We start from the raw sequence: 13,974 nt of genomic DNA, 5'->3' as shown, positions 1-13,974 counted from the left end.
TTACTCTAAAACAGTAGATAAAAATAGTTTTTTAGAAAAACTATAATTTGTACCCAATACTAAACAACACTACTCTAGGCATTATATAAGTTCTAGTATCCGAAATTAAGTAATCTGAAAAGCTGTTATTTTGTTTAAAAGTTGTATTAAATAGGTTTTGGGTAGTTATTTTAAATAACCAAGGACTGTCTTCTTTTTGATACGACAACATTGCATTGGCAATATCATATTTGTTTTGAGCTCCTAACGATTTATTTTGGTAATCGTAATGTCTATAATCAAAATTAAAAACGAAACCTTTTAAAAAATCATAATCTACTGTTGCAAAAGGTTCATTCGTTATAAAATTCGAGGTAGAATTGTTTGAGGTGTAATTACCTATGGTTCGTTTGTAACCAACTTCTATCGTAGGGAATTTATCAAACAAGGTTTCAGCACCCACTTCAAAATTGTAGTTGGTATTTTTATTATTCACAAAGGTATTATTCACACTTTGTAAATATTTTGAATTATTATAAGCCCCACTGAGTTTGTAGCGTATTTTTTTTATTTTCTTTCTTAAAGAACCCCTAATCCCCCAATTTTCATTTGGGTTTTCTAGTAATTGCGTCGTTAAAAAACGATTTACCCCATCAAAATTTACAGCACTTCTAAAGCCTTTTACTTTTTTTGTATAGTTTGCACTTGCATGCAACATTAAACCTCTATATAAGCTAAAACGACTGTAACGTATACGTGCCGAATGGTATAATTCATTTTCTAAGATTGGGTTTCCTTTAAACACTGAGTTATACGATTGTAAATAAAAACGGTTTGTTAATTGTGAAGCATTTGAAAAATTTGTTTTTAAATTGTAATTCAATTGAATTTTCTTTGACTTATTGAATTCAATTTTTAGTAGAAAATCGGGTAGTAATACCCACTTCTCTTTATCAATAAGCTCTTCCTGATTTACTTTCCAATGATAGTTGTGTAAGTATACTCCTTGTTTAAAGGTAAATATTCCCGTTCGGAATTTATAATGAATCCCTGCAAAAAAATCGTTGTGTTTAAAAACAGTGTTGTTATTAAATCCGCCTGATTTAAAATCATTCCTACTATTATCATCTAATAGCTGAAAATCATTACTTGAAAATTTTTCTTGTTGATGGGTGTTTCCAATTGTCGAATAAATGTGGTTATTATTATTTAACACCCAAAAATCTTTAAAAACGGTATGTAAATGGTGCCTCTCCGTAAATTTATTTTGAAATAAGCGCAACTGACTTTGCGTAGTATCTACAGGCTGTACAATATTTTGTATAGTTTTTGCGTAGGTGTCTGATGCTAGCCAATTCGAAGTAGGTGTGTTTTTATCAAACGTATAATCAGCTATTGCAGAAAAAGTGTGTTTATAAGAATGCTCTTTATGCCACTCGATATTTTGATTTATATACCATGTATCATTTTTCCTTTTGGTAGCAATATTATTATTTTCTGTACTAATTATAGATAGAATATTATTTTCATTAGAGACGTTCAATTTTTTCACTTGACTTCTTGCATACCATTGCTCTTTGTTATTTGGAGCGTACTCCATATTTAATTTACCAATACCTAGCAAATTTTCGCTACTTGATTTATTACTTTTATCTTCACTAAACGTAGTATACTCATTAAGTGTTTCACTAAAACTAACATTATTACTCTGTGAAAAAATCACATACCCAGAAACATCTAACTTACTTGCTACCGTTTTAGTAATATTTAAGGCTCCAAAGCGTTGGTTGCTACTTAAAACATCACTATTTTCTAAAAATTGAGAAAAATCACCACCTTTCCAGTTAAAGTTACCATTAAATACAGCATTAACCCCTCCTTGAAAATTCATATAATCTTTAAACGTAAAAGTTTTTTCTCCTATATTATTTAGGTTTCCTATAAAATTTACATTCGTTTTTGGTGAATAATAAAATAAATTAGCACTAGCTTTATGATAAGAATCATAACCAACATTAGTTCCAGCCTCAACATCTCCGAATAGAAAACGTTTTTTATCTTCTTTTAACTGAATGTTCATTGCCATATCATCAGAATCTGAGATATTTTTTAAAAAGGCAACTTCATTATAGTTGTCAATAACCTCTACTTTATCAACTGCACCAGCAGGAATATTTTCCACTCCTAATTTGGTACCGCCTCCAAAAAACTTTTTACCGTCAACCAATAATTTGGTTACTTTTTTTCCTTGAACAGTAACTCCTCCGTTTTTATCTACCTCAACCCCTGGTAGCTTTTTAAGTATGTTTTTTAGCTTCCGTTCACTTCCGTCTACAAACTTATCGGCATTATAAATAATAGTGTCTTTTTTTATGGTAACAGGTAGCTCTATGATAACTTCATCTAACTGGTTTTTAGATTCAACCAGAATAATATCTTTAATTATATTTTCATCAGGTGTTATTAAAAAGCTCGTTGTTTCATACCCTAAATAACTAGCACTAATAGTATAACTATGATTTTTTTTTAGTTCTAACCGATACTTTCCTTCTTCATCCGAAACCACAAAACGCATATTTTGGGATAATTCTTTAGGTTTTGCAATAACATTGGTAAAAGATAAGGGCTTTTGTAAGCTATCTTGTACAATCCCTTTAAGAACAATAGTTTGCGCACTAGAAAAAGCACTAACAAATAACGTAAAAAAAATAACTGCTATTTTTTCTTTCATAAAACCTGCTTACTCATTTCTTTACATTCTTTTCTATTTTCTAGGATATTTAAAATCAGTTAGCTAAATAGTACTTTTTTATTATGATTTTACTTCCTTAAACCATTGAACTTTATACTCAAAAACACTACTTCAAAAAGGAGGGTTTAAAGTATGCTTTATTTTACATAAAAGTCTTTCGAGATGGTAATTAAATACTCCAAAACTCGTAAAAATCATTTGGTTAAAAACCTTTAAAACTATTTTCTCTGAGATGCTGATCTAATTCTTTTTCTGTTATCTTTTTACCTCTATTAGGCTTTTTAATATCTACTTTATCTAAAGAATTAAGTTTGACTTCTATTAATGAATAAGTAATGGTGTACCCATTTAAAAGTACTGTTGCACCAGGCAAGCCTTGAAAATCCTTTATTCCAAATGAAATAGGTACATCATAGGTATACCACGCCACGATTGGTTTCTCCTTGTAATCTCCTTTCTTTGTTTTTATTGTTTTTGTTGTAACAGCTTTGTGACATAAAAAATTTCCAATTTTTCTTGTCTCCTGTATAAATACCCAATTATAATCACTATCACATTCTACCACAAAATTTTCTCCCATTACTTCTTTTTGATTCAAAAGTTCTTTGGTCTTTAAGTTATAGTAATAACTTCCCTTGCCTACAAATATTGAAACTAAGTCTATCTTACCTTTATAATTCTCGTTTTTTAGTTTTTCATCTTGTTTAAATATTGATTCAAATTGATTGAACAATAACAAATACTTCCTTTTCCCTTGTGATTCAATAAGTTCTTTAACTTTATTGTTTTTAGATTTACTTATGTTTTTGTTAAAACTAGCTTGGTTTAAATAAGCACTGTATACTAATTTTCCATTGTTATTTTGAGAAAATATTTGTATAGAAAACAAAGCCAAAAAGATAAAAAGGTTTATTTTTTTCATCATATTTTTTATTTTAAAAATAAGCCAATTTGAAATTGGCTTATTAGAATTTAATCAAAGTTAATCACTTATGCAGTCGCTGTAAATAATAGTGTCTTTTTTTACGGTAACAGGGAGCTCTATAACTACTTCATCTAACTGGTTTTTAGCCTCAACTAGAATAATATCTTTAATTATATTTTCAGCAGGTGTTATTACAAAACTCGTTGTTTCATACCCTAAATAACTAACACTAATAGTATAACTGTTATTCTTTTTTAGATCTAAACGGTATTTTCCTTCTTCATCAGAAATAGCAAAACGCATGTTTTCTGTTGTTTTTTGAGGTTTTGCAATGACATTAGCAAACGATAATGGGTTTTGCAAGTTGTCTTTTATCCCGCCTTTAAAAATTATAGTCTAGGCGTTAGAAAAAGCTACAAGTGAAAAGAAGAAAATGAATAGTATTTTCTTTTTCAATATTTTTTTATCTATTCTCGAAAGCTTTCTTCCCAATACCCTCAAATTCTTCTTTTGTTATCAACTTACCTTGACTAGGTCTTTCTATTTTTGTTTCTTCTTTACTCAATTTAATTATCGAAGCTGTATAAATTATATGGTCATTAGAGAGTTCTAAAATCAAACCTGGTAAAGCTGTAAACTCATAAGGACCAAAATTAAATGGAATGTCAGGACAATACCAAGCTATATATGTTGAAAACTTTTCTCCTTTCTTTAAAGGCCCACTATTTACCCTTTTTACAGCAGCTTTATAACAAGTATATTTACCTATTATCTTTTTTTCATTAATCAACGTCCACTTCAAATCATCTGTAGAAAACTTTACCAAAAAGTCTTCTCCAAAATAAGATTTTTGTTCTAAGACTAATTTTTCATTTTTGTTAATAAAAAATTTACTCTCACCACGAGTAGCGATAATAGCTAACTTATTTAAGAATTCTTTACCATCAATTTCTAAATTAGGATTCATAAAAAAAATAGACTCATTCCTATCAAATCTTAAAGTAAATTTTAGTTTAGGAAAAACATTTTCCATTTTTTTTCGCATCTGATGAAATCCCCTTGACCCTTGAATATTTTTTACTGATTGTTTCGGGTTCATTTTAATATTATAAACCACACAACCTGATTGTAAAGAATTCTGACTCAACAAATTAAAACTCAAAAATAAGAAACCTATAATTATTAGAGTGTTTTTTAACTTTAACATATTAATAATGATATTTAAAAAACATGATGATATTTAAATACCATCATGTTTTATTGTTATTGTGCTCTTTCAAGCTCTATACAACTTCCATATGCTCCAAACCATGCTGTCCAATAATCACCTCCCATAAGTGAAACATAGGTTGCCGCTTCATCAGCCATAGATGCACATCTGTCTGTCTCTATAATTTCTGCTTTATTATTTATAATACCATTTGTATTAGCATTCACTAAACTACTAGTAGCAAAAACCATTCCTACTACTAAAATTACTTTTTTCATTTTTAAATTTTTTAAGTTTTAATTAATTTTTATTTCCTCTCTATTTATAAAAGAAGATAGCCCTCCTCATAAACATAAAGTGAATGAGGTAACACGTCCAAAAAAATTAAAAGAAAAATGTGCGCAATTTTATAAACATTTTTCCTTTTCCACTAGCTAGCTAATAATAAAAATTGATCACTTTTTATTATCGCCTTGAATTTATAAAATTATTTTCTTATAAAATGTTAAAAAGCAGAAAAACTATAATGTTTTTTTAGAAACATGTAAAAAAGAGTTTTTATCACATACTAAAAACGCCACTTTTAATTAAAAGCGGCGTTTTTATTTGTTTTATGTTTTTGGGTTCTAATTATTCTTTTTTGCCCAGTTATCTCTTAATCCAACAGTTTTATTGAATACTAAATTTTCTGCTGTTGAATCATCATCTACATTAAAATACCCTAAACGTTGAAACTGAAAACGGTCTCCAATTTTTGCTTCTTGTAAGCTTGGTTCAACGTAAGCCGTAATTTTTTCTAATGAATTCGGATTTAAAAACTCCATAAAGTCTTTATCTTTATGACTGTCTGGTGCTTCATCTGAAAACAATCTGTCATACGCTCTTACCTCAGCTTTTACGGCATGTTTTATAGAAACCCAGTGTAAAGTTCCTTTTACCTTACGCTTACTTTCTTCTGTTCCGCTTCCTGATTTTGTTAATGGATCATATGTACAGTGAATTACCGTAATGTTTCCATTTTCATCTTTTTCTACGCTATTAGCCGTGATAAAATACGCATTCTTTAAACGTACTTCTTTTCCTAATTTTAAACGGAAGAACTTTTTGTTTGCTTCTTCTCTAAAGTCTTCACGTTCTATATAAATTTCTCTTGAAAATGGAACTTCTCTTGTACCAGAGTTTTCATCTTCTGGATTGTTTTCAGCAATTAAAATCTCTTCTTGGTCTTCTGGATAATTATCTATTACCACTTTTACTGGGTCTAAAACTCCCATCACACGATTCGCTGTTTTGTTTAGGTCTTCACGAATTTTAAACTCTAACAACGCCACATCGATTACGTTTTCACGTTTAGAAACTCCTACCGTTTCAACAAAACTACGAATAGAAGCAGGGGTATAACCACGGCGACGTAATCCTGAAATAGTTGGCATACGTGGATCATCCCATCCTGAAACGATTCCTTCTTCCACCAATTTCATTAACTTACGTTTGCTCATTACTGTATAGCTTAAGTTTAAACGTGAGAATTCTCTTTGTTTTGGTGGTAATGGGTATTCTGATTGACTATATTCATACACATTATCTCTAAACCAATTGTATAATTCACGGTGAGGTTTAAACTCTAATGAACATAGTGAATGAGAGATTTGTTCTATATAATCACTTTCTCCGTGTGTCCAGTCGTACATTGGATAAATTACCCAATCATTTCCTGTACGGTGGTGTGCCTTTTTTAAAATACGATACATAATAGGGTCACGCATTAACATGTTTGGTGACGCCATATCTATTTTAGCACGTAACACATGAGATCCTTCTTCAAACTCACCGCTTTTCATACGTGTGAATAAATCTAAATTTTCTTCAACACTTCTATCTCTATTCGGTCCTGCTACTCCTGGTTGTGTTGGCGTTCCTTTTTGTTCTGCCATTGCTTCAGAAGACTGATTATCTACATATGCTTTTCCATCTTTAATCAATTGAACCGCCCAATCGTATAATTGCTGAAAATAATCAGAAGAATAACATTCGTTTTCCCATTGATATCCTAACCAAGCTACATCTCGCTTAATAGCATCTACATACTCTTGTTCTTCTTTTGCTGGATTTGTATCATCAAAACGTAAGTTTACAGGAGCATTGTATTTTTCTCCTAAACCAAAACTAATACCAATAGCTTTTGTGTGCCCAATGTGTAAATATCCATTTGGTTCTGGTGGAAAACGAAAACGTAAGTTTTCTTTTGACATTCCATTTGCCAAATCTTCTTCAACAATTTGCTCTAAAAAATTCAATGATTTCTTTTCTTCTGACATCTTTATAAATTATGTACGGTGTTCTATCTTTCAACCTATGTGGTTCACTTTTAAAAGAGAATCAATTAAGAGCTACCTAAAAGGTTTAAGCAACAAAATTACATAGAATCTATGAGATAATTACACAAAGAAAATTATGGATTAGGTTTTTTATAATAAAAAACGGAAAACCTTTATAGATTTTCCGTTTTTAGTATTTTTTACATCACTTAAACTTACTTCCCGTACGAGTTGTTTTCTTGATTTACGTCTGCCATTAGTTTTGATGGATCAATTTCAACTGTTTTTACCTCTTTTTTAGCTGTAAATGTATACGTTGGGTGCGCAAATGTCCAATCGGTAATAATGGTTGCATTGGTTGGTTTTTCTCCACGCATCATACGTAAGGGAATATTGAATGATTGTTTTGAACCGTCGGTATAGGTTACCTCAACATCAATTGGCATTGGCATTTGACCAATACGTTCTAATGTGACTTCTTTTCCGTTTACTGATTTAATTCCGTAATCAATAGTATGTGTTGTTTGCGTCCATTCATTCAAATACCAATCTAACTGAAGTCCTGAAACTTTTTCTGCTGTACGTTTGATATCATTGGGTACTGGATGTTTAAAAGAAAAATCTTTAAAATACTTCTGTAACGTTTTCGCTACATTTTCCTTTCCTATAACATACTCTAACTGAGATAAGAAAATATTTCCTTTTGAATAACTAGCAATCCCGTATGCTGTATTCGTATTATATCTATCGGCGTGTGTTGTTAAAGGCTCTTCTAAATTTTTACTTACTACATAATTATATCCTCTGTATGAGCCTGCATGTGGATTTTCTTTTCCTTCTCCTAAGATTTCATTTTCTGCTTTGTTTGAAATATAGGTAGTAAACCCTTCGTCCATCCATGGATGTTTACTCTCGTTAGTTGCTAATAAGAACTGAAACCATGTATGTGCCATTTCATGAGCAGTTACACCAAACAGACTTCCCCACTTACGTTGTCCAGTAATTAATGTACACATTGCGTATTCCATACCACCATCTCCTCCTTGAATAACTGAGTATTGCTTATAAGGGTATTGACCTATATGTTTACTAAAGTACTCCATTAACTCTGCTGTTTTAGACTGTAATTTCTTCCAATTCTCTAAGTACTCAGCATCTAAAGTTTTTTTGTACAGGAAGTGTAAATCGATTCCATTGTTCATTTTATAGGTGTCGTGGATAAACTCTGGATCTGCTCCCCAAGTAAAATCGTGTACATTAGGTGCTGTAAATTTCCAAGTTAACTTATTTCCTGAAGGACGGTTTAGCGGCTTTGCTTTATCTTCATAACCGTGACCTACTTCTTGCGGATTTTGCACATACCCTGTTCCTCCTACTACATAATTTTTGTCTATGTGAAGTGTTACATCAAAATTACCCCAAACTCCATGGAATTCTCTCCCTAAATATGGTGGTGTGTGCCAACCTTCAAAATCGTATTCTGCCATTTTAGGATACCATTGTGTCATCGACAATGCTACTCCTTCTGCATTATTACGGCCCGTACGACGTATTTGTTTTGGTACTTGCGCATCAAAAACCATATCAAATGTCACACTCTCTCCAGGTTGAATAGATTTATTTAATGTTACTTCTAAAATCGTTCCAACAGTTTCGTGTTGTACAACTGATCCGTTTTGTTTTAAAGAGTTTACTTTAATATAACCTATTTCTGATGGTGATAATTTACTAATGCGATCTCCTACTCTTCTGTCTGGATCTTTAATGTTTCTTGAACGAACATCCATTTGAGAGTTTGGCTGGAATGCATTAAAGTATAAATGATAGAATACTTTGTTTAACACATCTGGTGAGTTGTTTGTGTATACTAGTTTTTGCGTTCCTTTGTATTGATATGTTTTAACATCCATATCAACATCCATCGTATAATCAACATGTTGTTGCCAATATGCTTGGTTCGATTGTTTGTGTACTTTTGTTTGTGTTACAGTCTTGTTTTTTGCGCTGTTTACCGTAGCACAAGAAATAATTGGTAACAATAAAAGACTTAAAATTATTTTCTTCATATTAAACTTGTTTGATTCCCATTGAGGTTAGTGTTTTCTTAAAATCTCTTAGTTCTTTTTCATTTTTTAATACTGGAAAACTACGTCTTTTTCCATTACGTAATTTTAGAAAAACTCGTTCTCTTCCGTAGGTTTTTCTAGTTTCTATTCCTTCAATTTCATTAAGTAGGTATTTAGATTTCCATGATCTTTTTACCACGTAATAAAATATTACTACTACAGAAACTACTGCAAGTAAAAACATAAAAACAAAAAGGGTTTCATTGTTTTTATAACTCATTAAATACAACTGAACTCCCATATTAATTCCATTAATTAACATCAAAGAGATAATTAACCATGAATGCATTGGTACTTCATCTTTAATTGTTAGTTCTTGTGTTTTTTTGTTGAATTCTAGTTGCATGTGTTTTCCTATAACAAAAAAAGAGCATCAAATAATAATGCTCTTTTCTAGCTTGTTTATAATAGCTTTATTTTCTTCCGTTTACCATTCTATCAGCCATTCTAACTGCATTGTATGCATTTACAACACGTCCTGATACTGATAATTCTGAGAAAGGAACTTTTACAGGCGCAGTACCATATCTAGCTCCTGTTCCTGGTTTAACAACTTCTAAATCTATTTTAGTTCCAGAGTTCATTAAAATGTGCTTTACTTGACTTGCTGTTAACTCAGGGTAGTAAGAACGCACTAATGCTGCAACTCCTGCTGTTGCTGGTGAAGCAAATGATGTTCCATCTAATTTCTTGTATTCATTATCCGGAGTTGTTGAATACACTTGTACTCCTGGTGCAAACACATCTACATTCTTTTTACCATAGTTTGAAAAAGGTGCTGGTAATTCTTTAGTATACTTTGCACTCATTGCTCCAATTGTTAATACATTGTCTGCAATTTCATTCTCTAAATCTGGAGTATCATTAGGAAAAGTTTTTTCTACATCGATATTTTTACCACTATTTCCTGCTGCAATAACAAACAAGACATCTTTTGATGCTGCGTACTTAATTGCATCGTAAACCCATTCTTTATTAGGTGAAAACCCTTTACCAAAACTACCATTTATTACTTTTGCTCCGTTATCAACTGCATAACGAATACCCAAAGCAACATCTTTATCGTACTCATCGCCATCAGAAACTGAACGCACTGCCATAATTTTTACATTATCAGCAACCCCATTCATTCCTTTTCCATTATTTCTTTTTGCTGCCACAATTCCTGAAACGTGAGAACCGTGTGCTTCATCTTTCACAGAGTGACCTGTATTACCGTTTCCATACCCTGGCTTATCATTAATATCGTATGCATTATCACCAACTACTGTACGATAATCTGTTTTTAAGTTGTCTCCATCAATAGTCTTTTGAGCATTTTTAATCCCTTTTTCAAAATACTCTTTAGCTTCTGTTAATGTTTCAAAGTATCCGAACATTTGAGTTGCAAAAGCCTTTGCTTTTCCTAACATTTCGTCACTTGTATTAATAGCAGCAACCTCATCTTTTGTATACGACGATTTTCCGAAATATTTCGTCAATGCTTTATCTGACTCAACAGCTCCTGTTTCTAAGTTTTTGTAACGACTAACTGTCATTTTAGCTTCTGCTATTTTCTCTGCTTGATAAGCTTTAACTTCTGCTAAGGTTTCAGCATCTGCAACTTCTGGTTTCATTAAAATACGCTCGTATTCTAAGTGCTCTTTGTATGAGTCTCCTAAGAAGTTCCATCCGTTGATATCATCAACATAACCATTTTTGTCATTGTCAATTCCATCTCCTGCTACTTCTTTGGTGTTTACCCAAGCAACATCCATTAAATCTTCATGTTTTAAATCGGTACCCGAATCAACTACCCCTACTACAACCTGAACACTTTTTTTCCCTTTTAAGAAATCATACGCTTTATTTACGCTCATTCCAGGGATTGTATCAGTAGCTAAATCTAAATGTTGCCAGTTTTTTTGTTCGTAATCGGTTAATTCCGCTTTTTTTGCTGGAATATTCACTACGATATTACTTCCTGCTGGCACAGGGATTTTGCTTACTGTTTTACAGCTAGCTAAGGTAGCCACTGCAACTGCCGAGTAAAATACGGGCTTTAAAACTCTCATAATCTCAATTCTTAATTAAAAATATCTGTAAATTTAAATGTCTCGTTTAAACGAACTCCTTTTTCTGTATGCTTTACTGTTATTACTTCGTTGTAAGCATCGTGTTCTAAAAACAGGTAAAATTCTTTATCGGCTGCTTCGTTTAAAAAGGCTTCTTTTTCTTTTAAGGTAAGTAATGGTCTTGTATCATAGCCCATCACATAGGGTAATGGAATATGACCTGCGGTAGGTAGTAAATCTGCCATAAAGACCAATGTTTTTTCTTGGTATTTTATTTTTGGTAGCATTTGCTTTTCTGTATGGCCATCTTTAAACAACACGTCAAACCCAACATAGTCTTTTGCATTTAAGTGCAAGAAGTTTAGTTGTCCGCTTTCTTCAATGGGTAAGATATTTTCTTTTAAAAAAGATGCTTTCTCTCGTGCGTTTGGGTGTACCGCCCAGTCCCAATGACGTTGGTTACTCCAAAAACGTGCATTTTTAAAGGCTGGTTCATAGCCTGTTCTATCTTTATTCCATTGAATTGCTCCTCCACAATGATCAAAATGTAGGTGTGTTAAAAACACATCGGTAATATCATCTCTATGGAAGCCATATTTTGCTAAAGAAGTATCTAATGAAAAGTCTCCATATAAATAATAATATCCAAAAAACTTATCGGATTGTTTGTTTCCGATACCCGTATCTATAAGTGTTAAACGATCACCATCTTCAATAAGCATACAACGCATACCCATTGAAATCATGTTTTTTTCATCGGCTGGGTTTGTCTTTTGCCAAATCGTTTTCGGAACTACGCCAAACATAGCGCCTCCGTCTAATTTAAAATTTCCTGTTTCTATCGGATAAATTCGCATAGCTACAAAGATGCAGAATTTTAACGAATTATTTTGTTAAGGAAAATAAAAAGTGTTTAGTTTCTAGAAATGCTATCTGCCATGATTAAAGCATTGTATGCGTTTAGACTTTCCAAGTGATTTTATAAAATCATAAAGGATTATTATCTCTTTTTTCTAATTCTTTTAAAAAATGCTTTAGAAAAGGATTCGGCATTATTAAATCCAGCTTCTATTGCAATCGCTTTTACTGTATACTTTCTTAAAACAACATCTTTTTTTAATCTCTCTATGATATACGAGATTCTTAAATCACTCAGGTATGCCGAAAAAGATTTATCCTTATAGTGATTGACTACCTTGGACAAGTATTGAGTATTGGTGTTTAAATCTTTTGCTAGAGAACTTAATGTAATGTTACTCGTGATAAATTTCTGTTCTTTTTCAAACTCATCTAACCCTTCTAAAATAAACTCTCTAATTTGTTTCGGTATGTTAATGTTTTCTTTTTTTGTTTTTACAACTTTTACAGTTTCCTTTTCCTTAAAATTAATTACTTCCTCAAATCTTTGTTTGTAAACTCTCTTCTTGTGATATTGATAAATAAATAGAATTAATAATAAAAATAATACTATCGAAATTCCTGCAATAATAGAATGAAAAAAAAAGTTGTTTTTCTTCATCTGTTTTATCACCATTTCTTTTTCGGATTTTAATTTTGGAATATCATACTCTCTATAAATTTTCCTATTCAAATACCTTTCATTATGATTAATAATACTATCATACTTAATAAGTTTATTAATATATAAGAGTTGGCTTTTTAAATCATTATCCTTTTTATATCATTTTAAATAAGAATACTAAAAACTATAATAGCAACAAATGCCTCAATTAAATTAAAATAAAAAAGCTCATCAATAATTGATGAGCTTTTTGAGGTGTCGAGCGGATTCGAACCGCTGTAGATGGTGTTGCAGACCACTGCCTAGCCACTCGGCCACGACACCTTATATTGATAAGGACTGCAAATTTACAGCTTTTATCGTTTTTTGCAAGCTTTTTTTACTTTTTACGTACATCTGATAAAACTATCACTACCTCAGCAACATTTCCTCCAATGGGTGGGTTAATTTTTGCTACGTTAATCTCCACTTCATCAACGAGTTGTATCTCTTTAAAAACTCTATCTAAAATTCGTTGAGCAACATGTTCTAATAATTTAGAACGAATCGCCATTTCTTCTTTTACAATTTGATTTAAGTGCACATAATCTACCGTATCAACTAACTCATCACTTTGTGCTGACTTTTTTAAATTGGCTTTTACCTCAATATCAACTCTATATTCCGAACCTATTCTAGCTTCTTCCTCTAAACATCCGTGGTTTGTAAAAACACGAATGTCGTTTACACGTATAATTCCCATGTCGCAAAAATAACAATGTTTACTTATTTAAAAACATACTTCGTATTTTTTCAATAACCGTAAAAGACCTTAACAATATTATTCATTTCTTAAGATAATAAGATTTCTCACTTCGTTCGAAATGACATGTTTATTAATTCGTGAAGAAATCGAAAATATTACTTAATGCACCTGTTTTAGCTTTATAAAACTCTGTGTAACTACATCTTTTGCAGGTTACACTTGTAAATTTTTTATTTTGAACATCAAAAATTTTAGACAATGTACCTCCTGTAGCTCTCATTTCTGCTACTTCGTAGGTTTTGTTGTTACATTTCGGACAAGTATAGTTTAATGCTTTATTCAT

General features: G+C 31.4%; 13 protein-coding genes and 1 tRNA gene. All 14 read right to left on the bottom strand.

What is annotated here, in order from left to right:
• Positions 1–40: 40 nt before the first annotated feature.
• Complete coding sequence (locus ACKTSW_RS12600; RefSeq protein WP_408025600.1) at positions 41–2,710, bottom strand: carboxypeptidase-like regulatory domain-containing protein; 2,670 nt, start codon at positions 2,708–2,710, stop codon at positions 41–43.
• 223 nt (positions 2,711–2,933) lie between these two features.
• Positions 2,934–3,656: a GLPGLI family protein gene (locus ACKTSW_RS12595; RefSeq protein ID WP_408025599.1), complete on the bottom strand. Its 723-nt coding sequence runs from the start codon at positions 3,654–3,656 to the stop codon at positions 2,934–2,936.
• 57 nt (positions 3,657–3,713) lie between these two features.
• The gene (locus tag ACKTSW_RS12590; protein ID WP_408025664.1) at positions 3,714–4,031 is read right to left on the bottom strand and encodes a carboxypeptidase-like regulatory domain-containing protein; all 318 of its coding nucleotides are present in this window, start codon (positions 4,029–4,031) and stop codon (positions 3,714–3,716) included.
• A gap of 88 nt (positions 4,032–4,119) precedes the next feature.
• The gene (locus ACKTSW_RS12585; RefSeq protein ID WP_408025598.1) at positions 4,120–4,863 is read right to left on the bottom strand and encodes a GLPGLI family protein; all 744 of its coding nucleotides are present in this window, start codon (positions 4,861–4,863) and stop codon (positions 4,120–4,122) included.
• Between the two features lie 56 nt (positions 4,864–4,919).
• A complete protein-coding gene (locus ACKTSW_RS12580; protein ID WP_408025597.1) occupies positions 4,920–5,144 on the bottom strand; it encodes a hypothetical protein in 225 nt (74 codons plus the stop codon).
• Positions 5,145–5,492: 348 nt separating this feature from the next.
• Complete coding sequence (locus tag ACKTSW_RS12575; protein ID WP_408025596.1) at positions 5,493–7,184, bottom strand: glutamine--tRNA ligase/YqeY domain fusion protein; 1,692 nt, start codon at positions 7,182–7,184, stop codon at positions 5,493–5,495.
• A gap of 215 nt (positions 7,185–7,399) precedes the next feature.
• Positions 7,400–9,250 (bottom strand): M1 family metallopeptidase, encoded by a 1,851-nt coding sequence (locus ACKTSW_RS12570; protein WP_408025595.1) that lies wholly within the window; start codon positions 9,248–9,250, stop codon positions 7,400–7,402.
• Between the two features lies 1 nt (position 9,251).
• Positions 9,252–9,656, bottom strand: coding sequence for a hypothetical protein (locus tag ACKTSW_RS12565; RefSeq protein ID WP_408025594.1), 405 nt, complete (start codon positions 9,654–9,656; stop codon positions 9,252–9,254).
• A 67-nt stretch (positions 9,657–9,723) separates the two neighbouring features.
• On the bottom strand, positions 9,724–11,364 hold the full coding sequence (locus ACKTSW_RS12560; protein ID WP_408025593.1) for a S8 family peptidase: 1,641 nt from the start codon (positions 11,362–11,364) through the stop codon (positions 9,724–9,726).
• An 11-nt stretch (positions 11,365–11,375) separates the two neighbouring features.
• A complete protein-coding gene (locus ACKTSW_RS12555; protein WP_408025592.1) occupies positions 11,376–12,221 on the bottom strand; it encodes an MBL fold metallo-hydrolase in 846 nt (281 codons plus the stop codon).
• Positions 12,222–12,364: 143 nt separating this feature from the next.
• Entirely contained in the window at positions 12,365–12,883 is a 519-nt protein-coding gene (locus ACKTSW_RS12550; protein WP_408025591.1) for a helix-turn-helix domain-containing protein, read from the bottom strand.
• 256 nt (positions 12,884–13,139) lie between these two features.
• Positions 13,140–13,210: transfer RNA gene (locus tag ACKTSW_RS12545), tRNA-Cys, on the bottom strand.
• Positions 13,211–13,265: 55 nt separating this feature from the next.
• Positions 13,266–13,628 (bottom strand): dihydroneopterin aldolase, encoded by a 363-nt coding sequence (folB, locus tag ACKTSW_RS12540; protein ID WP_408025590.1) that lies wholly within the window; start codon positions 13,626–13,628, stop codon positions 13,266–13,268.
• Positions 13,629–13,761: 133 nt separating this feature from the next.
• Positions 13,762–13,974, bottom strand: coding sequence for a zinc ribbon domain-containing protein (locus ACKTSW_RS12535; RefSeq protein ID WP_408025589.1), 213 nt, complete (start codon positions 13,972–13,974; stop codon positions 13,762–13,764).

Origin of the sequence: Tenacibaculum sediminilitoris (assembly GCF_964513795.1) — a bacterium.
GTDB lineage: Bacteria > Bacteroidota > Bacteroidia > Flavobacteriales > Flavobacteriaceae > Polaribacter > Polaribacter sediminilitoris.
The sequence above is the reverse complement of the archived record's forward strand: the minus strand, read 5'-3'. Positions and strand labels throughout refer to the sequence as shown.

What these genes read in the sequence shown, in the direction of transcription:
- ACKTSW_RS12575 (WP_408025596.1), bottom strand. Translation starts at nt 7,184, where the DNA reads ATGTCAGAAGAAAAGAAATCATTGAATTTTTTAGAGCAAATTGTTGAA.
- ACKTSW_RS12580 (WP_408025597.1), bottom strand. Translation starts at nt 5,144, where the DNA reads ATGAAAAAAGTAATTTTAGTAGTAGGAATGGTTTTTGCTACTAGTAGT.
- ACKTSW_RS12595 (WP_408025599.1), bottom strand. Translation starts at nt 3,656, where the DNA reads ATGATGAAAAAAATAAACCTTTTTATCTTTTTGGCTTTGTTTTCTATA.
- folB (WP_408025590.1), bottom strand. Translation starts at nt 13,628, where the DNA reads ATGGGAATTATACGTGTAAACGACATTCGTGTTTTTACAAACCACGGA.
- ACKTSW_RS12565 (WP_408025594.1), bottom strand. Translation starts at nt 9,656, where the DNA reads ATGCAACTAGAATTCAACAAAAAAACACAAGAACTAACAATTAAAGAT.
- ACKTSW_RS12550 (WP_408025591.1), bottom strand. Translation starts at nt 12,883, where the DNA reads ATGAAGAAAAACAACTTTTTTTTTCATTCTATTATTGCAGGAATTTCG.
- ACKTSW_RS12535 (WP_408025589.1), bottom strand. Translation starts at nt 13,974, where the DNA reads ATGAATAAAGCATTAAACTATACTTGTCCGAAATGTAACAACAAAACC.
- ACKTSW_RS12600 (WP_408025600.1), bottom strand. Translation starts at nt 2,710, where the DNA reads ATGAAAGAAAAAATAGCAGTTATTTTTTTTACGTTATTTGTTAGTGCT.
- ACKTSW_RS12570 (WP_408025595.1), bottom strand. Translation starts at nt 9,250, where the DNA reads ATGAAGAAAATAATTTTAAGTCTTTTATTGTTACCAATTATTTCTTGT.
- ACKTSW_RS12585 (WP_408025598.1), bottom strand. Translation starts at nt 4,863, where the DNA reads ATGTTAAAGTTAAAAAACACTCTAATAATTATAGGTTTCTTATTTTTG.
- ACKTSW_RS12560 (WP_408025593.1), bottom strand. Translation starts at nt 11,364, where the DNA reads ATGAGAGTTTTAAAGCCCGTATTTTACTCGGCAGTTGCAGTGGCTACC.
- ACKTSW_RS12555 (WP_408025592.1), bottom strand. Translation starts at nt 12,221, where the DNA reads ATGCGAATTTATCCGATAGAAACAGGAAATTTTAAATTAGACGGAGGC.